General features: G+C 72.2%; 22 protein-coding genes. 13 read left to right on the top strand and 9 right to left on the bottom strand.

The genetic code is table 11. The features are described 5' to 3' along the window. Window positions 1-18 precede the first annotated feature (18 nt). From QDR37_RS04910 to QDR37_RS04885, 6 genes are all read left to right on the top strand, one after another. Window positions 19-621 carry a GNAT family protein gene (locus tag QDR37_RS04910; protein ID WP_347882093.1) on the top strand — a complete coding sequence of 201 codons (603 nt, stop codon included), beginning with the start codon at window positions 19-21 and terminating at the stop codon, window positions 619-621. A 37-nt stretch (window positions 622-658) separates the two neighbouring features. Beyond that, window positions 659-1,780: a galactose-1-phosphate uridylyltransferase gene (gene galT / locus QDR37_RS04905; protein ID WP_279712473.1), complete on the top strand. Its 1,122-nt coding sequence runs from the start codon at window positions 659-661 to the stop codon at window positions 1,778-1,780. Beyond that, complete coding sequence (gene galK, locus QDR37_RS04900) at window positions 1,780-2,934, top strand: galactokinase (RefSeq protein WP_279712472.1); 1,155 nt, start codon at window positions 1,780-1,782, stop codon at window positions 2,932-2,934. The genes galT and galK overlap by 1 nt, the downstream gene beginning before the upstream one ends. 36 nt (window positions 2,935-2,970) lie before the next feature. Then, window positions 2,971-3,708: an SDR family NAD(P)-dependent oxidoreductase gene (locus QDR37_RS04895; protein ID WP_279712471.1), complete on the top strand. Its 738-nt coding sequence runs from the start codon at window positions 2,971-2,973 to the stop codon at window positions 3,706-3,708. Window positions 3,709-3,863: 155 nt separating this feature from the next. Next, window positions 3,864-4,898 (top strand): aldo/keto reductase, encoded by a 1,035-nt coding sequence (locus QDR37_RS04890; RefSeq protein WP_279712470.1) that lies wholly within the window; start codon window positions 3,864-3,866, stop codon window positions 4,896-4,898. A gap of 2 nt (window positions 4,899-4,900) precedes the next feature. Beyond that, window positions 4,901-5,728, top strand: a complete 828-nt coding sequence (locus QDR37_RS04885) for a PhzF family phenazine biosynthesis protein (RefSeq protein ID WP_279712469.1) — start codon at window positions 4,901-4,903, stop codon at window positions 5,726-5,728. Here the strand turns inward: QDR37_RS04885 and QDR37_RS04880 are convergent. Beyond that, on the bottom strand, window positions 5,718-7,004 hold the full coding sequence (locus tag QDR37_RS04880) for an MFS transporter (protein ID WP_279712468.1): 1,287 nt from the start codon (window positions 7,002-7,004) through the stop codon (window positions 5,718-5,720). The two genes, QDR37_RS04885 and QDR37_RS04880, sit on opposite strands and share 11 nt — an antisense overlap. An 83-nt stretch (window positions 7,005-7,087) precedes the next feature. Between QDR37_RS04880 and QDR37_RS04875 the strand changes: the two genes are divergently transcribed. Both QDR37_RS04875 and QDR37_RS04870 read left to right on the top strand, forming a co-directional pair. Beyond that, a complete protein-coding gene (locus tag QDR37_RS04875) occupies window positions 7,088-7,432 on the top strand; it encodes a hypothetical protein (protein WP_279712467.1) in 345 nt (114 codons plus the stop codon). A gap of 4 nt (window positions 7,433-7,436) precedes the next feature. Next, window positions 7,437-8,258, top strand: a complete 822-nt coding sequence (locus QDR37_RS04870) for a nitroreductase family protein (RefSeq protein ID WP_279712466.1) — start codon at window positions 7,437-7,439, stop codon at window positions 8,256-8,258. A 9-nt stretch (window positions 8,259-8,267) separates the two neighbouring features. Here the strand turns inward: QDR37_RS04870 and QDR37_RS04865 are convergent, their stop codons facing one another. Both QDR37_RS04865 and QDR37_RS04860 read right to left on the bottom strand, forming a co-directional pair. Next, window positions 8,268-8,582, bottom strand: coding sequence for an SHOCT domain-containing protein (locus QDR37_RS04865; protein ID WP_279712465.1), 315 nt, complete (start codon window positions 8,580-8,582; stop codon window positions 8,268-8,270). Between the two features lie 63 nt (window positions 8,583-8,645). Further along, window positions 8,646-10,460 carry a glycoside hydrolase family 15 protein gene (locus QDR37_RS04860; protein ID WP_279712464.1) on the bottom strand — a complete coding sequence of 605 codons (1,815 nt, stop codon included), beginning with the start codon at window positions 10,458-10,460 and terminating at the stop codon, window positions 8,646-8,648. Between the two features lie 136 nt (window positions 10,461-10,596). Between QDR37_RS04860 and QDR37_RS04855 the strand changes: the two genes are divergently transcribed. The 4 genes from QDR37_RS04855 to rplL all read left to right on the top strand — a co-directional run bounded on the left by QDR37_RS04855 (window position 10,597) and on the right by rplL (window position 13,512). Continuing rightward, on the top strand, window positions 10,597-11,343 hold the full coding sequence (locus QDR37_RS04855; protein ID WP_279712463.1) for an endonuclease/exonuclease/phosphatase family protein: 747 nt from the start codon (window positions 10,597-10,599) through the stop codon (window positions 11,341-11,343). An 11-nt stretch (window positions 11,344-11,354) separates the two neighbouring features. Beyond that, window positions 11,355-12,191, top strand: a complete 837-nt coding sequence (locus QDR37_RS04850; protein WP_279712462.1) for an aldo/keto reductase — start codon at window positions 11,355-11,357, stop codon at window positions 12,189-12,191. A 329-nt stretch (window positions 12,192-12,520) separates the two neighbouring features. Further along, entirely contained in the window at window positions 12,521-13,039 is a 519-nt protein-coding gene (gene rplJ, locus QDR37_RS04845; RefSeq protein WP_279712460.1) for a 50S ribosomal protein L10, read from the top strand. Between the two features lie 77 nt (window positions 13,040-13,116). Then, entirely contained in the window at window positions 13,117-13,512 is a 396-nt protein-coding gene (rplL, locus tag QDR37_RS04840) for a 50S ribosomal protein L7/L12 (protein ID WP_279712459.1), read from the top strand. Between the two features lie 59 nt (window positions 13,513-13,571). Here the strand turns inward: rplL and QDR37_RS04835 are convergent, their stop codons facing one another. From QDR37_RS04835 to QDR37_RS04815, 5 genes are all read right to left on the bottom strand, one after another. Continuing rightward, window positions 13,572-14,624, bottom strand: a complete 1,053-nt coding sequence (locus QDR37_RS04835; protein ID WP_279712458.1) for a LacI family DNA-binding transcriptional regulator — start codon at window positions 14,622-14,624, stop codon at window positions 13,572-13,574. A gap of 31 nt (window positions 14,625-14,655) precedes the next feature. Continuing rightward, complete coding sequence (locus tag QDR37_RS04830; RefSeq protein WP_279712457.1) at window positions 14,656-14,871, bottom strand: hypothetical protein; 216 nt, start codon at window positions 14,869-14,871, stop codon at window positions 14,656-14,658. After that, window positions 14,871-15,791 carry a carbohydrate ABC transporter permease gene (locus QDR37_RS04825; RefSeq protein WP_279712456.1) on the bottom strand — a complete coding sequence of 307 codons (921 nt, stop codon included), beginning with the start codon at window positions 15,789-15,791 and terminating at the stop codon, window positions 14,871-14,873. The genes QDR37_RS04830 and QDR37_RS04825 overlap by 1 nt, the downstream gene beginning before the upstream one ends. 3 nt (window positions 15,792-15,794) lie before the next feature. Next, window positions 15,795-16,730, bottom strand: a complete 936-nt coding sequence (locus tag QDR37_RS04820; protein ID WP_279713553.1) for a sugar ABC transporter permease — start codon at window positions 16,728-16,730, stop codon at window positions 15,795-15,797. 186 nt (window positions 16,731-16,916) lie between these two features. After that, a complete protein-coding gene (locus tag QDR37_RS04815; protein WP_279712455.1) occupies window positions 16,917-18,200 on the bottom strand; it encodes an ABC transporter substrate-binding protein in 1,284 nt (427 codons plus the stop codon). Between the two features lie 254 nt (window positions 18,201-18,454). Between QDR37_RS04815 and QDR37_RS04810 the strand changes: the two genes are divergently transcribed. Continuing rightward, window positions 18,455-18,928, top strand: coding sequence for a hypothetical protein (locus tag QDR37_RS04810; RefSeq protein WP_279712454.1), 474 nt, complete (start codon window positions 18,455-18,457; stop codon window positions 18,926-18,928). 7 nt (window positions 18,929-18,935) lie between these two features. On the opposite strand, the gene QDR37_RS04805 is transcribed toward QDR37_RS04810, so the two are convergent. Further along, window positions 18,936-19,724: a hypothetical protein gene (locus QDR37_RS04805; protein WP_279712453.1), complete on the bottom strand. Its 789-nt coding sequence runs from the start codon at window positions 19,722-19,724 to the stop codon at window positions 18,936-18,938. Window positions 19,725-19,769 lie beyond the last annotated feature (45 nt).

Here is a 19,769-nt window from a genome sequence, read left to right as displayed (position 1 = left end):
GTGCGGTTCGATGGAGGCGTGACATCGCCGATGCTCGAGGTCCCGCTGCTCGTCGCCGCCGAGGTGCGCCTCGAACCCCTGGACCGGCGCCACGTGCCGGATCTCGCGGCCGCCTCCGCCGACGGCGACGTCTGGCGGAAGTGGACGACGAGCGTCCCGTCGCCCGATCGGATGGCCGACGACGTCGAGCGCACGCTCTCGGCGCAGGCGGCAGGGACCGTGGTGCCGTGGGCCACGTGCCTGCCCGACGGCCGTGCGGTCGGCCGGACCACCTACCTCAACCTCGACGAGGCGAACCGGCGGCTCGAGATCGGCTCGACCTGGCTCGCCCCGTCCGTGCAGGGAACGGCCGTCAACTCCGCGGCGAAGCTGCTGCAGCTCACCCGCGCGTTCGACGACCTCGGCTGCATCGCCGTCGAGTTCCGCACCCACTGGCACAACCGGCAGTCGCGCGCGGCCATCGAGCGCCTCGGGGCGAAGCAGGACGGGGTGCTGCGCAACCACCGCATCCTTCCCGACGGCTCGTACCGCGACACCGTGGTCTACTCCGTCGTCGCGAGCGAATGGCCCGCCGTGCGGCGGGGTCTCGAGGCCCGGCTCGGCCGGGACGGCGGCCGATAGGCTCCGCACCGGCAGCACCCGAGGAGAGGTCAGGGGCATGAACGACATCGCCGTCCGCCGCTCCGTGCTCGCCGACGGGCGCGAGCTGCTCTACTTCGACGACCCCGGCACGGCGCTGCCGCCCGAGCGCCGCATCGACGAGCGCCACCTCGACCCGCGGCCGCCGACCGCGACGATGCGCCAGGACGTGCTCACGGGGGAGTGGGTGTCCATCGCCACCGCGCGGCAGAACCGGGCGTTCCTGCCGCCCGCCGAGGCCGACCCGCTCGCCCCCCAGTCGGCCGCGAACCCGTCGGAGGTACCGGCCCTCTACGACGTCGCCGTGTTCGAGAACAGGTCCCCGTCGTTCGGGCCCGCGACCGGCGGCGTCCCGGACGCCCCGGAGAGCCTCGACGACCTCCGCGAGCTCGGCCTCGGCCGCACCCGTACCTCGGTGGGCCGCTGCGAGGTGGTCTGCTTCAGCCCGGAGACCGCGGGCTCGTTCTCCGCCCTCGCACCCGTCAGGGCCCGCACGGTCGTCGAGGCGTGGGCGCATCGCACCCGCGAGCTGTCGGTCGTGCCCGGCGTGCAGCAGGTCTTCCCGTTCGAGAACCGCGGCGAGGCGATCGGGGTGACCCTGCACCACCCGCACGGGCAGATCTACGCCTACCCGTACGTGACGCCCCGCACGAACCGGCTGCTCGACTCCGTCGACCGCTACCCCGGCGACCTGTTCGCCGACCTGCTCGACTTCGAGCGCGCGGGCGACCGGGTCGTGCTCGCCGGCGAGTCGTTCACGGCGTTCGTGCCGTTCGCGGCGCGCTGGCCGGTCGAGCTGCACCTGCTGCCGCACCGCCACGTGCCCGACCTCGCCGCCCTGAGCGACGACGAGAAGGACGAGCTCGCGCCGCTGTACCTGCGCCTGCTGCGCGCGGTCGACGCGCTCTACGACACCCCGACGCCCTACATCAGCGCGTGGCACCAGGCGCCGGTCGCGACGCACCGCGACCGCGTGCGGCTGCACCTCGAGGTGACGAGCCCCCGGCGCAGCGCCGACAAGCTGAAGTACCTCGCGGGCAGCGAGGCGGCGATGGGTGCGTGGATCGGCGACCTCGCGCCAGAGCAGACGGCCGAGCGCCTCCGCGAGGCCCTCGCCCGCGCCGACGCCGGGGCGGCGTGATGAGCGAGCAGTCCGCCCGCGACCTGTTCGCGGCGCGCTTCCAGGGCGCGCCCGACGGCGTCTGGGCGGCTCCCGGCCGCGTCAACCTGATCGGCGAGCACACCGACTACAACGACGGCTTCGTGCTGCCGTTCGCGATCGACCGCTCCACCGCGGCCGCCCTCGCGCTCCGCGACGACCGGCGCGTGCGGGTCGCCTCGACGTTCGACGCGGCGCTCGTCGACACGACCCTCGACGACGTGGCCGAGCGGCGCTTCGCGGGCTGGTCGGCGTACCCGCTCGGCGTCGCCTGGGCCTTCGGCGAGGCGGGCACCGACCTCGCGGGGCAGCGCGGCTTCGACCTCGCGCTCGACTCCGACGTGCCGGTCGGAGCGGGGCTCTCGTCGTCCGCGGCGATCGAGATGGCGACGGCGGTCGCGCTGAACGACGCCTGGCGGGTGGATGCCGACCGCGCCGCGCTCGCGCGGCTGGGACGGCGGGCCGAGAACATCGCCGTCGGCGCGCCGACCGGGATCATGGACCAGTGCGCCTCCGTCTTCGGACGCGCCGACGCCGCGGTCTTCCTCGACTGCCGATCGCTCGACGTCGAGCAGGTGCGGCTCGGGTTCGCGGAGGCCGGGCTCGTGCTGCTCGTCGTCGACACGCGCGTCGAGCACGCGCACGCGACCGGCGGCTACAAGGATCGCCGCGAGGCGTGCGAGCGAGGTGCCGCCGCGCTCGGCGTCCCGGCGCTGCGCGACCTCGGGCTCGACGACCTGCCGCGCGCGGAGCAGGAGCTCGACCCCGTGACCTACCGGCGCGTGAAGCACGTCGTCACCGAGGACGACCGTGTGCTCCGCAGCGTCGACGCGTTGAAGGCGGGCGACGTCGCGGCCTTCGGCCGGCTCATGGTCGAGAGCCACGCATCGATGCGCGACGACTTCGAGATCAGCGTGCCCGAGCTCGACGCCGTCGTCGACGTCGCCCTCGCGCACGGTGCGGTCGGCGCCCGGATGACGGGCGGCGGCTTCGGCGGCGCCGCGATCGCGCTCGTCGCCGCGGACGCCGTCGACCCGCTGCGCGAGGCGGTCGCCGAGCGGTTCGCCGCGTCCGGGTACCGCGGAGCCGCCGCGTTCCCGGTCGTCCCCGCCGACGGCGCCCGGCGCCTCGCCTGAGCGCGTCTTCCGGACGTCCCGCCCAGGGTCCGGGCCATGGCGACGATCTGCATCACGGGCAGCACGGACGGCATCGGGCGCTCGGCCGCCGAGCTGCTCCTCGGTCAGGGGCACCGCGTGCTCGTCCACGCCAGGAGCGAGGCGCGGGGCCGCCCCGTGGTCGACGAGCTCGGCCGCGCGGGCGAGGTCGCCCTCGTCGTCGGCGACCTCGCCGACCTCGGGCAGCTGCCCCACCTCGCCGACGCGATCGGCGAGGTCGACGTGCTCGTGCACAACGCGGGCATCTGGGCGAGGGCGGGTGCCGCACGGAGCGCCCAGGGCTTCGAGCCGACGTTCGCGGTGAACGTGCTCGCGCCGCACCGGCTCACCGCCCTGCTCCAGGACCGGATCCGAGGGCGGCTCGTGTTCCTCGGCAGCGGCATGGCCGGCAGCGGCGACGCGGACCCCGAGCACCTCGGCGAGGCGACCGAGCCGCGTCGCGCCTACGCGGACAGCAAGGCGCTCGACGTCGTGCTCGCTCTCGGCTGGGCACGTCGGCTGCCCGCCCTCCGCGTCGGCGCCGTCGATCCGGGCTGGGTGCGCACCAAGCTCGCGTCTCCCGGGGCACCGGGCGAGGTGGGGTCGGGTGGCCGTCGGGTCGCCGAGGCCGCGGCGGGCGAGGACTGGCCCGGCGGCTACACCGCGGGTCGCCGCGCGGTCCGGGTGCCGCCGGCGCTCGAGTCCGAGCCCCTGCAGGACGCGGTGCTCACCGCGCTCGACCGCCTCACGTCCTGAGGGTTGCTCTTCAGCCGCCACCTTGTCGCGCGGTAGCCGTGGCGTGACGCGGTGCGCATGCACACCGCGCGACGCCACACCTACCGCGCGACGCCGGAGAGGGCAGGGGAGCGCGCCCGAGGTCGCATCCAGGCGGCGCGGCGGAGACTGAAGCCATGCGATACCGGACCCTCGGCAACAGCGGCACCGTCGTCTCGGTGCAGGCGCTCGGCACGATGACCTTCGGCGGGGAGGCCGACGAGGACACCTCGGGCGAGATCATCCGCGCCTACCTCGACGCGGGCGGCAACTTCCTCGACACGGCCGACGTCTACAGCAAGGGCGTCTCCGAGCAGATCATCGGCCGCTGGCTCGCCGCGAACCGCGTCGAGGCCGAGCAGATCGTGATCGCCACGAAGGGCCGCTTCCCGATGGGGCCCGGCGCGAACGACTACGGCGCCTCCCGCCGGCACCTCCGCGACGCGCTCGACTCGAGCCTCGCCCGCCTCGGCGTCGACTTCGTCGACCTGTACCAGATCCACGCGTTCGACGCCCTGACGCCGCTCGAGGAGACGCTCCGCTTCCTCGACGACGCGATCACCGCGGGCAAGATCGGCGCCTACGGCTTCTCGAACTTCACCGGCTGGCAGCTGACGAAGGCCGCGTGGATCGCGAAGGTGCACGGCTTCGCGCCGCCGGTCACGCTGCAGCCGCAGTACTCGCTGCTCGTCCGCGGCATCGAGCACGAGATCGTGCCCGCGGCCCAGGACCAGGCCATCGGGTTGCTGCCGTGGTCGCCGCTCGCCGGCGGCTGGCTGACCGGCAAGTACCAGCGGGACACGGTGCCGACGGGTGCCTCCCGTCTCGGCGACGACCCCGAGCGGGGCATGGAGGCCTACGGCCCGCGCAACGAGGACGAGCACACCTGGCGCGTGCTCGACGCGCTCAAGGAGGTCGCCGACCAGACCGGCGCGACGCAGGCCGCGGTCGCGCTCGCCTGGCTCGACGCGCAGCCCGCCGTGACGAGCACGATCCTCGGCGCCCGCTCGGTCGAGCAGCTGCAGCAGAACCTCGCTGCGGCCGACCTCGAGCTCGAGCAGGCCGCGCTCGACCGCCTCACCGAGGCGAGCACGCCGCGCACGGAGGTGTACCCGTACGGGCCGCTCGCCGTGCAGCAGCGGCACCGCGCCATCGCGCCGCCGAAGGCCTGACCGTGGCGTCGTACGCGTTCCGGCAGGTCGACGTCTTCCCGGGCGGCCCCCTCGGCGGCAACCCGCTCGCGGTCGTGATCGGCGCCGACGGCCTCGCCGAGCAGCGGATGCGCGACTTCGCGCGCTGGACGAACCTGTCGGAGACGACCTTCCTGCTCGCCCCCGAGGACGCCCGCGCCGACTACCGGGTGCGGATCTTCACCCCCGCGGAGGAGCTGCCGTTCGCCGGGCACCCGACCCTCGGCTCAGCGGCGGTCTGGGCCGAGGCGACGGGGTCGCGGTCCAGCACCTTCGTGCAGGAGTGCGGCGTCGGGCTCGTCACGCTGCGCCGCACCCCGTCCGGGATCGCCTTCGCCGCGCCGCCGCTGCTCCGCTCCGGCGCCGCGACGGACGCCGAGCGCATCGCTGCCGCCGCGTCGCTCCGGCTCGACCCGGACGACCTCGGTGAGGCCGAGTGGGTCGACAACGGGCCGGGCTGGCTCGCGGTCGCGCTCGCCGACGCCGGCGCGGTGCTCGCGGTCGACCCCGACTTCGGTGCCATGCCGTTCCCGCTCGGTGTCGTCGGCCGGCACGAGCCCGGCGGTCCCGCCGACTTCGAGGTGCGCGCGTTCGTGCCCGGCCTCGGCGTGCCGGAGGACCCGGTGACCGGGAGCCTGAACGCCGGGATCGCCACCTGGTTCCTCCGCGACGGCATCGTGCCGGGCGGCTACACGGTGCGGCAGGGCACGGCCATCGGACGCGACGGCCTCGTGTCGATCGAGCGCGACGACGAGGGCATCTGGGTCGGCGGCGCGGTCGCGCCGGTGGTCGAGGGCACCGTCACGCTCTGACGCGGCGCCGTCCGGTCAGCGCGAGCAGCCCGGCGATCACCGTGCCTGCGCAGAGCGCGGCCGAGCTCCAGGCGAGCGAGGTCGCGACACCGGCGGCCGCCCCCGCGATGCCGACCGTGAACCCGCTGCCGAGCCGCAGGCCGTTCGCGGCGACGCCGTAGAGGCCGATCACCCGGCCGCGCTCGGCGGGCGGCGCGAGCAGCTGCACGACGGTCTGCGAGATCGACATGGACGCGAGGTTCGCGGCGCCGCCGACGAAGAGCAGCACGACCGCGAGCAGGTACGACCCGGTGAGCGCGAAGCCGAGGATCGCGAGGCCGTAGACGAGCGTCGCGGCGACCGCGGCGGCCACGGACGGCTTCGGGAAGTCGGTCGCCTCGAGCAGGAAGCCGCCGACCACGCCGCCCGCGCCGGTGCCGAAGAGGAGCACGCCGTAGGCGAGCCCGGCCGAGTCGCCGGCGCCGAGCCGCGCGGCGAACGCCGGCATCACCGACTGCAGCGAGGCGCCGACGAAGAACGAGCCGAGGCCGGCGAGCACGAGCATCGACACGAGCGTGCGGTCGGTGCGGATGCGCCCGAAGACGCGCAGCGAGTCGAGCATCCCGACCCGGGGGCGGGCCTCGGTGTCGCGGGTGTGGCCCGTGTACCGCGTGCGCAGCAGGAAGAGGATGAGCGGCAGGTAGAACAGCGCGTTCACGAGGATGCCGGCCTCCGGGCCGAGCCCGAGCAGCAGCGCCGAGCCGACCACGGGGCCGAACAGGATGCCGAGGCTGCGGAAGGTGGCGTTCAGGCGCACCGCCGATGGCACCTCGGCGGGCCCGACGAAGTCGTGCAGCATCAGCTGCTCGGCCGGACCCCAGAGGGCCCCCGCGGTGCCGTGCAGCACGAGCAGCACGCAGGCCGCGACGACGGTGAGGCCGTGCGTCGCGAACAGCACCCCCCATGCGACCGAGACGAGGGCGAACAGCAGCTGCCCCGCCTGGATCACCCGGCGGCAGTCGTACCGGTCGGCGAGCGCGCCGAACGGGACCGAGAGCAGCAGGAACGGCAGCCAGTGGCTGATCACCTCGAAGCCCGCGAGCACGGGGGAGCGGTACGTCTCCCAGAGCACCCAGTAGGTGATGACGTGCTCGATGTTGTCGGCCATCATCGCGAGCGCGGCACCGATCAGGTACGTCCGGGCGTCCGGCACCCGCAGCGCGGCGAAGCGCCGGGGCGCGGCGGCGCCGGCGGGCACCGCGTCGACGGGCTGCGGGGGATCGTCGCGGGCGCTCACCGCTCCATTCTCCCGGGCCCCCTCGGCGCTGAGGGGGAGAGGAGGGGGAGGATGAGGGGTGGGTGGAGAGGGAGGATGAAGCGGTGATCCACGGCGTGCGGCATGCCGGCGGCGTCCTCGTCGTCGCCGCGGCACTCGCGTACACCGCGAACTGCGCGCTCGGCACGGCCGTCGCCCTGCGCGCGCTCGACACGAGCCGCTACCGCTGGGTGCACCACGCGCTCTACATCACGACCTCGGCGCTCACGGTCGGCGCGGTCACCGCGGGGGCCGTCTCGCGCCGACCCGCGGCGGCGCTGCTCGCGCCCGCGCTCGTGCCGCTCGCCGGCATCCCCTACGCCGGCACCCGCACGCTGCGGCATCCGCTCGTGGCCGTCACCGCGGCGCCCTGGTACGCCGCCGCGCTCGCCGCCGTCCGGAGGGACTGAACCGATGGACCTGCTCGACGCGATCCGCCGCCGCCGCACGACGAACGGCCCCCTGCTGCCCGACCCGGTGAAGCCCGAGCACCAGCGGCTGCTCATGGAGGTCGCCGGCCGCGCACCGTCGCAGCTGAACAGCCAGCCGTGGCGCTTCGTGCTCGTCGAGCGGCGCGAGACGATCGACGCCATCGCGGCGATCAGCGGCGAGAGCATGACCGAGGCGATGAGCAACGGCACGTTCTTCGAGCGCTACAAGCCCTACTTCCGCTTCAGCCGCGAGGAGATGCAGCGCCGCCGCGACGGGATGCTGTTCGACCGCCTGCCCGCCCCGCTGCGCCCCTTCACCGGGCAGGCGTTCACGTCGCGCGGCCAGCGGCTCATGAACACCCTCCGCGTGCCGCAGACCCTCGGCGCGGAGAACCGCAGGCTCGTGGCCGGGGCTCCGCTGCTGCTCGCGGTGCTGCTCGACCGCGGCGAGTACCGGCCGGGCGAGCTGTCCTCGTTCTACTCCGTCTTCAGCATGGGGGCGGCGATGGAGAACGTCTGGCTCACCACGGTCGAGCTCGGGATGGGCATCCAGTTCGTCTCGTTCCCGATGGAGGTGCCGGGGCAGTGGGGCCGCATCGAGCGGCTGCTCGAGGTGCCCGACGAGCTCGAGCTCATGGCCGTGTACCGGCTGGGCTACCTGCCCGAGCAGCAGCGGCGCAACTCGATCGACTGGACGAGCGCGGAGCGCAAGCTGCCGTCGCAGTACGTGTTCCGCGAGACCTGCGCGACGCCGCAGGAGGGGTGGGACGAGGCCGCGCAGGCCGCGCCGCGCGAGCGCGACTGACTGCCCGGCTCACTCGGCGAGGATGCGCTCCCGGGCGGCCTGGAACTCCTCGCGGCTGATCCGGCCGCTGCCGAGCAGGTCGTCGAGCTCGGTGAGCCGCTCGGACTTCGTCCGCTCCGGCGCGAACGCCTGCGCACGCATCGCCCGCGCCGCGAGGTCGCTCTGCAGCGTCAGGGGGTTCAGCCCCTGCCTGCGCAGGCGTCGCGCGTTCACCACCGCGAGCGTGATCGTCAGCGCGAAGCCGGCGACCACGATCAGGACGACGATCCCGAACAGGATCGGGAACACCGCGAACAGCGTGTCGCCACCGCTCGGATCGGGCATCGGCTCCTCCTCGGGCTCGGGACGCGAGCGTATCGAGCGGCGGCCCGGTGCGACAGGCCCCGATCAGCCGCCTGCGGGCAGCCGCTGCAGCGTGGAGCCGTCGCCCGTATCGGCCCGCTGGATGGCCTCCGCGGCGCGGATGAGCGCGAGGTGCGAGAGCGCTTGCGGGGTGTTGCCCGCCTGCCGCCTGTTCTGCACGTCGTACTCCTCCGACAGCAGGCCGAGGTCGTTCGTGAAGCCGACGAGGCGGTCCATCAGTCGCCGGGCGTCGTCGACCCGGCCTGAGCGCGCGTACTGCTCGACGAGCCAGAACGCGCAGGCGAGGAACGGGTTCTCGCCCGGCGGCAGGCCGTCGGGCGACTTGTCGGTGCGGTACCGCAGCGGCAGGCCGTCGCGCAGCAGGTCCTCCTCGATCGCCTGCACCGTGCCGAGCATCTTCGGGTCGTCGGGCCGGCAGTAGCCGACCTGCGGCAGCAGCAGGAGGGACGAGTCGACCTCCTTCGTCTCGAAGTGCTGCGTGTAGGTGTTCCGCTCGGCGTCGTAGCCCTGGCGCTCGATCTGATCGCGGATGCCGTCGCGCAGCCGCTCCCAGCGGTCCGCGTCGCCCTCGAGGCCGTGGTCGCGCACCCCGCGGATCGCGGCGTCGAACGCCGCCCACTGCATCGCCCGGCCCTGCGTGTAGAAGTGCGCCGGCCCGCGGGCCTCCCAGATGCCCTGGTCCTGCCGGTCGAGGTTCTGCTCGAGGTACGTGATCAGCGAGCACTGCAGCGACCAGGAGTTCGCGCTCTCCTTCATGCCCGCCGCCCGCGCCTCCTCGAGAGCGACCATCACCTCGCCGATCACATCGGCCTGGTACTGCGTGTAGGCGCCGTTGCCGACGCGCACCGGGGAGGCGCCCTCGTAGCCGGGCAGGCTGTCGAGCTCGTACTCCGCGAGCCGCCGCTCGCCCGCGATGCCGTACATGATCTGCAGGTCAGCGGGATCGCCGGCGATGGCGCGGAGCAGCCAGTCGCGCCAGTGGCTCACCACCTCGGACAGGCCGCTGCGGATCATCACGGAGAGCGTCAGCGAGGCGTCGCGCAGCCAGACGTACCGGTAGTCCCAGTTGCGCTCGCCGCCGAACTGCTCGGGGAGCGAGGTGGTCGCCGCCGCGACGATGCCGCCGGTCTCGGCGTGCGTCAGGGCGCGCAGCGTGAGCAGCGAGCGGTGCACGTGCTCCTCGTACGCGCCCGTGTACCGGTTCCTCCGGGCGAAGTCGCGCCACCAGCGGCGGGTGTGGTGCAGGCCCTGCTCGACGTCCGGCGGGGTGGGGCGCTGCCGGTGCGAGGGGTACCAGCAGAGGCTCACGTCGATCGTCTCGCCCGCCGAGACCTCGAACTCGGCCTCGTGCTTCAGGTCGGTCGCGTGCAGCTCGGGCCCGTAGCGCACGATCGCGTCCGGGCCGGAGGCGGCCGTGAACGCGGGCGGCGTCGTGGACCGGTCCTTCCGCACCCAGGGCATCGAGGCGGCGTACCCGAACCGCACCCGCAGCTCCTCGCGCATCGTGACCGTGCCGCGGATGCCGCGGATGCGGCGGACGAGATCGGCGCGGTCGGTGCCGCGCGGCATGAAGTCGAGCACCTCGACCTCGCCCTCCGGCGTCTCCCAGTGCGTCAGCAGCACGAACGAGTCGCCCTCGTAGCGCCGCGTCGCGTTCGCGTCCTCGGTGGTGGGGGCGAGCTTCCAGCGGCCGTGCCGCTCGTCGCCGAGCAGCGCCGCGAACATCGCGGCGGAGTCGTAGCGCGGCAGGCAGAGCCAGTCGATGCTGCCGTCGCGGCCGACGAGCGCGGCCGTGGAGCAGTCGGTGATCAGGGCGTAGTCCTCGATCGGCAGCGGCATGGACCCACTCTGGCGCGGCGCTCGCGCCGCTCCCCGAGCCTTCGCTGCGACCGGGCTCCACGCGAGCCGCGAACCGATCCTGGACGATCAACCCCGCAGGGAGCGATCCCTCGGGCGGTCCAGAATCGGAGGCACCATGCGGATCACCTCACTGAACCTGCGCGGCTTCTTCGAGTGGGAGGAGCGCTCCGAGCGCATCGTCGCCTACCTGCGGCGCCTCGACCCGGACGTGATCCTCTTCCAGGAGGTCGTCTACCTCCCGGGGGTCTCGCCGTACTCGCCGGTCGAGCTGCTGAACGAGCGGCTCGCATACCCGTTCCGGCACGAGTCGATCACCCGGCTGCAGCGCGGCCGCACCGCCAGCGACTACCGCGAGGGGCTTGCGCTGCTCAGCCGCTTCCCGGTGCCGTCGACCGAGGCGCTCGTGCTGCACCACGAGCAGGGCGACCCGCACCAGCGCATCGTGCAGTTCGCCGACGTCGAGCAGGAGGGCGTCGTGTGGCCGCTCGCGAACGTGCACCTCTCGGTCCGCGACGAGTTCGCGCTGCACCACCTGAAGGAGGTGCTCGGCATGCTCGACCACAAGGGGCAGCGGCGCATCCTCGGCGGCGACTTCAACGTGAACCACCTCGAGCGGCACGCGGCGCTCTGGCGCGGCCGCGCGGTGCTGACGAGCGAGGTGCAGCAGTACGTGTCGCACCCCGGCACCGACGAGAACGACGACTACTTCCTCGTGCCCGACGGCTTCGGCATCGGCCGCATCCAGCTCTCCGGCGACGAGCTCTCGGACCACCGCGCGGTCACGGTCGATCTCGCGGTCGTGGCGGCCGAGGGCGAGGCGGCGGAGGACGCCTTCACCGAGCGCACAGCCCGCCGGGCCTAGCGTCGCTCGTCATGGCGAGCGTTCCGAACATCCGACTGAACAACGGCACCTCGATCCCGCAGCTGGGCTTCGGCGTCTTCCAGATCGAGCCCGAGCACACGAAGGCGGCCACCCTCACCGCCCTCGAGGTCGGCTACCGGCACATCGACACGGCCGAGATGTACGGCAACGAGAAGGAGGTGGGCGAAGCCGTCCGCGAGTCGGGCATCGACCGCGACGAGATCTTCGTCACCAGCAAGCTGAACAACGGCTTCCACGAGCCGCAGGCGGCGGCGGAGGCGTTCCAGCGCACGCTCGACGCGCTCGACATCGGGCACCTCGACCTCTTCCTCATGCACTGGCCGCTGCCCGGCGTGCTCGATTTCGTCGAGACGTGGAAGGCGATGGAGCGGATGTACGAGGGCGGGCGGGTCCGCGCCATCGGCGTCTCGAACTTCAAGGAGCACCACCTGAACCGGCTCCTCGCCGAGACGACGGTCGTGCCGGCGGTGAACCAGATCGAGATCCACCCCTACCTCACCCAGGACGCCCTGCGGGCCTTCGACGCGGAGCACCAGATCGCGACCGAGGCCTGGTCGCCGATCGCGCAGGGCAAGGTCCTGAACGACCCGGTGCTCGTCCGCATCGCCGAGCGCCTCGGCCGGTCGACCGCGCAGGTGACCCTCCGCTGGCACATCCAGCGCGGCGACATCGTCTTCCCGAAGTCGGTGACGCCGGAGCGGGTGCAGGAGAACTTCGCGCTCTTCGACTTCGAGCTCTCCGACGCCGACATGAGCGACATCACGGCGCTGAACCGCGACGAGCGCACGGGCCCCGACCCGGACACGTTCAACTACATCCCGTCCTGAGGCCGCCGCGCTCGCTCCGATCTGCAGGAACCCGCGTTCCGCGGGCCGCGGAGCGCGGGTTCCTGCGGGATGGGACGGCCCGGGAGCGGATGGACGAGACCGCCACGCGCGTCCGCTACACTCGACGCTGCCGATGACCGCCGGTCGTCGTCCGCCCTCGGGTCGGACGGCCGAAGGTCCGGGCTTCGAAGCCCGGCGACCTGCGCAGGAACATGAGAAGGACCTGGGTCCGCGAACCGCGGGCCGGTCCAGCCCCGTGCGCCTGCGCCGGGGCTTTTTTTCTTGGGCTCCGGACGGCGTCGGCAGACGTAACGAACACGAGGAGACCCATGGCGACGAAGGAAGCGACCGTCGCGGAGCTGACGGACGAGTTCCGCAACTCGAACGCGGCGCTGCTGACCGAGTACCGCGGGCTCACGGTGGCGCAGCTGAAGCAGCTGCGGACCTCCATCCGCGAGCACGCCACGTTCTCCGTGGTGAAGAACACGCTCACGAAGATCGCGGCGAACAACGCCGGCATCACGTCGTTCGACGACGAGCTCGCCGGTCCCTCCGCGATCGCGTTCGTGCACGGCGACACCGTCGCCGTCGCGAAGGCGCTGCGCGACTTCAGCCGGACGAACCCCCTCCTCGTCGTGAAGAGCGGGTACTTCGACGGTGCCCCGCTCTCGCAGGACGAGGTCATCCGCCTCGCCGACCTCGAGTCCCGGGAGGTGCTGCTGGCGCGCGCCGCCGGTGGCTTCAAGGCCGCCCTGACCCGCGCGGCGTACGCGTTCAACGCTCCGCTCAGCAAGGCCGTCCGCACGGTCGACGCGCTGCGGGAGAAGCAGGGCGCCGACGCCGCCTGACGGCGGCGCGTCCAGAAGACCCGGAGGGGGCCCGCCGAGGGTCCGCTCCACGACACCGAGATCCCAAGGAGGGAACCATGGCCAAGCTCAGCACCGACGAGCTGCTCGACGCGTTCAAGGAGCTCACGCTCATCGAGCTGTCCGAGTTCGTCAAGAAGTTCGAGGAGACGTTCGACGTCACCGCCGCCGCGCCCGTCGCGGTCGCGGGTGCCGCCCCCGCCGCCGGCGGTGCCGGTGGCGCTGCCGCCGAGGAGGAGGAGAAGGACTCCTTCGACGTCATCCTCGAGTCGGTCGGCGACAAGAAGATCCAGGTCATCAAGGAGGTCCGTGCGCTGACCTCCCTCGGCCTCGGCGAGGCCAAGGCGCTCGTCGACGGCGCTCCGAAGCCCGTGCTCGAGGGCGCGAACAAGGAGACCGCCGAGAAGGCCAAGGCCCAGCTCGAGGGCGCGGGCGCGACCGTCACCCTCAAGTAGTCCCAGCTCGAACGCGAAGGGCGTCCGACCCCGGCAACGGGGCGGGCGCCCTTCGTCGTTCAGCGGGACCGCGTCGACCGATCCGCCGTGAGCCCGGTCTCGGGCAGCGGAACGGGGGCCGTCGAACCGCGCAGAAGCAGCTCGATGGGCGCCACGTGCGGCGCCGTCCCCGGGTCTGCTGCCCCGGCCAGCTGGTCGACGACGAGCCGGGCCGCGCGCTCGCCCTGAGCGCACGGGTCCTGGCGGATCGTGGTGAGATCGAACGCCTGGCTCCAGGAGTGATCGTCGATCCCGATGACGGAGAGGTCCTCGGGGACCCGGATGCCGAGCTCACGGGCGGCGAGCACGGCGCCGAAGGCCATCTCGTCCGAGCCGGCGAAGATCGCGGTGGGGCGGTCGGGCCGGTTGAGCATCGCCCGGGCGACCACCTTCCCCTGCGGCATCACGAACCCGCCCGAGCCGAACCACCACCCCGGGACGTCCAGGCCGCGCTTGATGAGTGCCCGGCGCCACTCCCGGTGCCGGATCAGCGCGACGGTGTGGTCCATCCCGAACTCGTCCTCACCCCCGATGTGGGCGATCCGGGTGTGGCCGAGGTCCAGCAGATGATCCATCGCGAGGTGGGTCGCCGCGGCGTCGTCGATGCCCACGCTCGGCACTCCCGCGACCGGTCCACCCACGACGACCGCCGGCATGGCGAGGGAGCGGAGCTGCCTGCGCTCGTCGGGCGTGAAGTCGATCCCGAGGGCGATGATCGCGTCGGCGCGCTTGTGCAGCCGCGAGTTCGGGAAGACCGAGTCCCGATGCCGGAGCCCGGCGTTCAGGTCGACCAGGAACATGTCGTAGCCGCGACGACGGAGGAGAGCGCCGACCCCCTCGACGACCTCCGTGTAGAACCATCGCCCCATCGACGGGATGACGACGGCGATCGCGTGATGACGGCCGCTGCTGAGACCGGCAGCGGTCGGGGAGGGCACGTACCCGAGCGAGACGGCGGCCGCGCGCACCCGGTCCCGTGTCGCCGGCGACACGTTCGGGAGCCCCCGCAGGGCGCGTGAGACGGTCGCGGTCGAGAGCCCGCAGGACCGAGCGACGTCATAGATGCTGGACACCGCTACTCCTCCTGCTCTGCGCCGGCCGCCGTCACTCCGCCGGGCGGCGGAGCGCCCGGCGGCGGAAGACGAGGATCGCGCCCACGACCGCGGCGGCCACGAGGCAGCATGCGGACGCCCACACCGCTGCACCGCCGGTGATCTGCGCGACGACGCTGATGACGAAGAAGGCGACGGCGAAGAACCCGAAGAACCCGACCGCGAGGTCGTAGCTCTCCTTCGTGCGCCGCCGCCCTCTCTCGTCCATCAGCCCTTGACGCCTCCGGCCGTCAGACCCGCGACGATGCGCCGCTGGAAGATCAGCACGAGGACGATCAGCGGGATGGTCACGATCGTGCCTGCGGCCATGATCGTCGTGTAGGGCTGGGTGTGCGGGATCGAACCGGTGAACTGCGCGATCGCGTACGTGACCGTCTGGATCTGGGTGTTCCCGAGCACGCTGACCAGCAGGTACTCGTTCCAGCTGGCGATGAAGGCCAGGATCGCCGTGGTGAACACGGCGGGGGCCGCCAGCGGGAGGATCACGATCCGGAAGGCCTGCGCGGGCGTGCAGCCGTCGATCCGCGCCGCCTCCTCGAGCTCCCAGGGCATCTCCCGGAAGAACGAGTTCAGCGTGTACACCGTCAGCGGCAGCGCGCCGGCGATGTAGGGGATGATCAGCACCTGGTACTGCCCCGACCAGCCGAGGTCGGTGAACATCTTGAACAGCGGCGTCAGCAGCGCGACCCCGGGGAACATCGAGGCGCCGAGGATGAAGCCCATCACGAGGCCCTTGCCCGTGAAGTTCAGCCGGGCGAGCGCGTACGAGGCGGAGATGCCGACGACGAGCGCGATCACGGTCACGACGAGGCAGATGAAGAAGCTGTTCGCCAGGGCCAGACCCAGGTAGTTGCCGTTCGCGGTGTCGAAGGCGCTGACGTAGTTCTCGAACGTCAGGTGGGACGGCAGCGGGTTCGGGTCGAACGTGTAGCGGGGGTCCCGCAACCCGATGACGACCATCCAGTAGAACGGCAGCAGGCACCAGATCACGATGACCGCCGCCTGGATGCCCGTGAACAGGGCCGCGCGGCCCTGTCTCCGGCGGCGGGCGCGCTCCCGCGTGGTCGAGTAGACCTCGCCCGACTGCTTCTCGGCGATCCCGGTCGCCGGGCCCGCGACTGTGGTCATGGGCTACGCCTCCTTAGCGACGGCCTTGCGCTGCTTCTCCGCGTTGCCCGTGATGTTGGCCCCGAGCAGGCGGATGAAGATGAACGCGACAGCGAAGATGAGGATGAAGGTGATGGTCGACAGGGCCGATGCCGAGTCGTTGCTCTGCTTGATCTGCTGCACCACGAGGATCGACAGCGTCGTCGTGCCCTGGCCGCCGCCGCCACCACCACCGGTGAGGATCGCCGGGAGGTCGTACATGCGCAGCGCGTCGAGCGTGCGGAACAGGATGGCGACCACGAGTGCGGGCTTCAGCAGCGGCACGGTGATGCGGAAGAAGGTCTGGATCTTCGAGGCGCCGTCCATGCGGGCCGCCTCGTAGGTCTCCTCCGGGATGAGCTGCAGGCCGGCGAGGATCAGCAGCGCCATGAACGGCGTCGTCTTCCAGGTGTCCGCGATGATGATCGCCCACCGCGACGCCCACAGGTCGCTCGTCCACAGGATCTGCGTGTGGAGCACGGTGTTCAGCACGCCGCTCGGGTCGAAGATGAAGTACCAGAGCTTCGCCGTGACGGCGGTGGGGATGGCCCACGGCACGAGGACCGCCGCGCGGAGGATGCCGCGGCCCCGGAAGTCGCGGTTCATGATGAACGCCATCCAGATGCCGATGACCGTCTCGAGCGCGACGGTCACCACGGCGAAGAGGAACGTGACGAACACCGAGTTCCAGAACCCGGCCTGCGGCGAGCCCGCGGGGCAGGCCTGGGACTTGCCACCGATCTGGCACTGCTGCAGCAGCCAGTTGAGGTAGTTCTGCACCCCGACGAACCCGCCCTTGGTGAAGAGGCCGGTCTTCGGGTCGATGCCCGAGCTGTCCGTGAAGAGCGATTGGAAGATCGAGACGGCGATCGGGTAGGCGACGACGATCAGCATGGCGATGATGGTCGGCGCGAGGAGCATCCACGCGATCCGCGTGATCCTCCGGCGGTTGGCTTCGGCGCTCTCGCGGCCGGCCAGCTTCGGCGGCTGGCTGCGGGGAGGCGCGGCGACGGCGGTCAAGCGATTCTCCTTAGTCGAGCGGGTTTCGGGGGAGGGCCTGGGCCGCGGGACGCTCCCGCGACCCAGGCACCCTTTCGGTGATGCGGATCAGCCGCCCTGCGATGCCGCGGTGATGGCCTGCGCCGTGCTGTCCAGCACCTTCTTGACGTCCGGCGAGCCGCCGTTCGACGCGCTCTGCAGCGCCTGGAACACGTTGTTCTGGATCGCGCTCGTCACGCCGTTGTAGTACGGGGTGATCGGGCGCGCCTCGGCGTTGTCGAGCGACGCCTTCAGCGTCGTCAGGTACGGGTACGCCTTCGTGAGCGACGGGTCGGTGTACTGGGACGACCGGACCGGCGCGAGCGTGGCCTTGTCGATCAGGATCTTCTCGGTGGCGGGGCTCTCCATGAACTGGATGAACTTCAGCGCGGTCTTCTTGTGCTTCGAGAACGCGCTGATGGCGAGGTTGTGCCCACCGACGGCCGACTTGCCCGGGTACGGGGCGATCGCGTACTTGCTGCGGATGCCCGCGGCCTGGGCGTTGCTCTTGATGTCGCCGACCATGTAGGGCCAGTTCGTCAGGTACAGCAGCTTGCCGGTCTCGAAGGCGTTGAGGCCCTGCGCCTCCTGGTAGGTCACCGCGGCCTTCGGGATGTTCCCGTTCTTGAAGTTGTCGACGATGAGCTGCAGGCCCTTCTGCGCCTCGGGCGTGTTCAGGGTGGGCTTGCCCTTCGCGTCGACCACGGTGCCGCCGGCCGACGTGATCGCCTCGTTGAAGTTGACGGTGAGGCCCTCGTACTTGGCGTACTGCCCCGCGTAGCAGCCGATGCCGGCCTTCTTCGCGATCGAGCAGGTGCCGAACAGCTCCTCGAGCGTCTTCGGCACCGGCGTCGAGCCGAGCAGGTCCTTGCGGTAGTAGAGCAGCTGCGAGTCGGTGCTCGACGGAGCGGCGTACTGCACGCCGTTGTACTGGCCGGTCTTCACGACGCTCGGCAGGAACGCCGAGGTGTCGAGCTTGTACGGCCCCGTGAGCGGCTGGAGGTACTGCTTGGCAGCGAACTCCGCGGTCCAGACCACGTCGGTCGAGACCACGTCGTAGTCCGACAGCTTCTGCTGGAAGTGCTGGGTGAGGTCCTGCAGCTGCTGATCGGCCTGATCGGTCTGCTGCTTGATGGTCACCTTCTCCTTGGGGTGAGCCTTGTTCCACATGTCGGCGAGGATCACGACCACGCCGGACGTGTCCTTGCCCTGGACGTAGGTGATCGGGCCGGTGTCGCCACCGCCGCCCGAGCCGCTGGTGCCTCCGCCGGACGAGCCGGAACAGGCCGCGAGGCTCATTCCGGCGAGAGCGAGCGTCGCACCTGCTGCGGCGACGCGGATCGCGTTCTTCATAGGACTCCTCGATGAGTGACCACCGGTGCAGGGGTGGTGGGCGGCGTCGGTGCCGTCCCTTCCGGGGACAGTAGACGCAGCGCGGAGGGCCGTGCAACCGCTTACAGCCGCTGCCGAGGACAGGCCCCGGAACTCGCCGGAAGGGGCTGGAGACGCGCTGGGAAGGAGCAGCGCATGCTCCCCTCTCGCTTGCGCTCGGGTGCGTGGATACGTACCTTCCGCACATGCGGGGCTCACCGGGAGCATCGCCCTCCATGGCCGTATCGCGGCGTCCTGCGAGCGCCGCGCCGGTGTACCGCTGGGCGGTCGGGGTCACCCGCGCCTGGCTCGGTGCCTACGCCCGCGGCGTGCCGGCCCCGCAGGTCGAGAACCGGCTCGCCCGGCTCGACCTCGAGCTGTGGGAGCACGCCGCCGCCGCGGACGGGGGCAGCCGAGGGCCGCTCCTGCTCGCGACGGAGATGGTGGCGCGCACGGTGCTCGGCATGCGGCAGGACCTGATGTGGCGTCGCGCGGTGCTCCGGGGGGCGGCCGTGCACCTCCTCCCCGGGCCGGCCGCGCTGCTGCCCCCGCGACGACGCGCGCGCATCTGGCTGCCCCTGCGGCCCGATCACGTCTTCGACCAGACCAACGGCACCATCGAGCCCGACGCGGTCCAGCCGATCCCCATCCAGTACGGCAGGCCGTGGTGCGGACCGCTCGGCTCCGTGTTCGGCGGCCGCAGGGGCTGACCCTGCCTCAGACGCTGATCGTGAGCGTGCCGTCGGCGAGCCAGAGGAGCCCGATCTGATCGCTCGGCCGCAGGCCCGAGTCGTTGACGGGATCCGCCCCGGCCGCGAACTCCACGAAGAGCCCCGCGGCGGAGAACCCGCTCTCGGTCGTGCAGGTGCCGGTCGGTTTCGCGCCGAGCACGATGACGAGCAGGCAGAGCCGCCCGTCGTCGGCCCGCGCGCCGAAGACCTCGGTGCCGATGCTGCCGTACGTCGCGAGCAGCCGTGTCGAGGCGGATCGGACGAATCGAGGGCGGACGGTGTCCGGGATGCGGTCGGGTGCTTCCTGAGGACGCTCGAGCACGCGGTAGGCGCGCGCCGTCGACGCGACCGCAGGTGGAGCCGGACGCTCTGCGGCGCGACCGACGAGGTATCCCGCGGCCAGGAGCGAGATGCCGGCGAGCACGGTCAGGGCCATGCGGGTCGGTCTGCTTGCGGCGCGTGCGCTCCCGCCGCTGCCGCCGTCCCGCGCCGAGGGCCGACCGCGCGCCTCGAGGGCCTCGAGCAGGGCTTCGTGGGCGAGGCGCCGATCGGCGCTGAGAAGCTCCTGCTCGGCGGTGAGCGCGGCCGCCTGCTCCCGTGTTGCCCCGCGCCGGTACAGGTTCGCACGCGCGGCATGGAGCGCGGCGGCCGGGTCCGGGGCACCACTCGGGCCGTCCTGGCCCGGGTGCGACGGCCACCACAGCTGATCGGCCGCGTCGCCGCGCCCGCGGTAGCGGCGGCGGACCTCGGCGAGGACGGCCGGATCACCCGACATCCGTTCCCAATCCGAGGCCATGGCCGCAATCGTGCATCAGAGTGC

Source organism: Amnibacterium sp. CER49, assembly GCF_029846255.1.
GTDB lineage: Bacteria > Actinomycetota > Actinomycetes > Actinomycetales > Microbacteriaceae > Amnibacterium.
The sequence above is the reverse complement of the archived record's forward strand: the minus strand, read 5'-3'. Positions and strand labels throughout refer to the sequence as shown.

Excerpts from the sequence above, each read along its gene's own strand:
- QDR37_RS04815 (WP_279712455.1), bottom strand. The coding sequence starts at position 18,200 with ATGAAGAACGCGATCCGCGTCGCCGCAGCAGGTGCGACGCTCGCTCTC.
- QDR37_RS04870 (WP_279712466.1), top strand. The coding sequence starts at position 7,437 with ATGGACCTGCTCGACGCGATCCGCCGCCGCCGCACGACGAACGGCCCC.
- QDR37_RS04865 (WP_279712465.1), bottom strand. The coding sequence starts at position 8,582 with ATGCCCGATCCGAGCGGTGGCGACACGCTGTTCGCGGTGTTCCCGATC.
- QDR37_RS04810 (WP_279712454.1), top strand. The coding sequence starts at position 18,455 with ATGGCCGTATCGCGGCGTCCTGCGAGCGCCGCGCCGGTGTACCGCTGG.
- rplL (WP_279712459.1), top strand. The coding sequence starts at position 13,117 with ATGGCCAAGCTCAGCACCGACGAGCTGCTCGACGCGTTCAAGGAGCTC.
- QDR37_RS04890 (WP_279712470.1), top strand. The coding sequence starts at position 3,864 with ATGCGATACCGGACCCTCGGCAACAGCGGCACCGTCGTCTCGGTGCAG.
- QDR37_RS04830 (WP_279712457.1), bottom strand. The coding sequence starts at position 14,871 with ATGGACGAGAGAGGGCGGCGGCGCACGAAGGAGAGCTACGACCTCGCG.
- galK (WP_279712472.1), top strand. The coding sequence starts at position 1,780 with ATGAGCGAGCAGTCCGCCCGCGACCTGTTCGCGGCGCGCTTCCAGGGC.
- QDR37_RS04825 (WP_279712456.1), bottom strand. The coding sequence starts at position 15,791 with ATGACCACAGTCGCGGGCCCGGCGACCGGGATCGCCGAGAAGCAGTCG.
- QDR37_RS04860 (WP_279712464.1), bottom strand. The coding sequence starts at position 10,460 with ATGCCGCTGCCGATCGAGGACTACGCCCTGATCACCGACTGCTCCACG.
- QDR37_RS04855 (WP_279712463.1), top strand. The coding sequence starts at position 10,597 with ATGCGGATCACCTCACTGAACCTGCGCGGCTTCTTCGAGTGGGAGGAG.
- galT (WP_279712473.1), top strand. The coding sequence starts at position 659 with ATGAACGACATCGCCGTCCGCCGCTCCGTGCTCGCCGACGGGCGCGAG.
- QDR37_RS04820 (WP_279713553.1), bottom strand. The coding sequence starts at position 16,730 with ATGCTCCTCGCGCCGACCATCATCGCCATGCTGATCGTCGTCGCCTAC.
- QDR37_RS04850 (WP_279712462.1), top strand. The coding sequence starts at position 11,355 with ATGGCGAGCGTTCCGAACATCCGACTGAACAACGGCACCTCGATCCCG.
- rplJ (WP_279712460.1), top strand. The coding sequence starts at position 12,521 with ATGGCGACGAAGGAAGCGACCGTCGCGGAGCTGACGGACGAGTTCCGC.
- QDR37_RS04895 (WP_279712471.1), top strand. The coding sequence starts at position 2,971 with ATGGCGACGATCTGCATCACGGGCAGCACGGACGGCATCGGGCGCTCG.
- QDR37_RS04805 (WP_279712453.1), bottom strand. The coding sequence starts at position 19,724 with ATGTCGGGTGATCCGGCCGTCCTCGCCGAGGTCCGCCGCCGCTACCGC.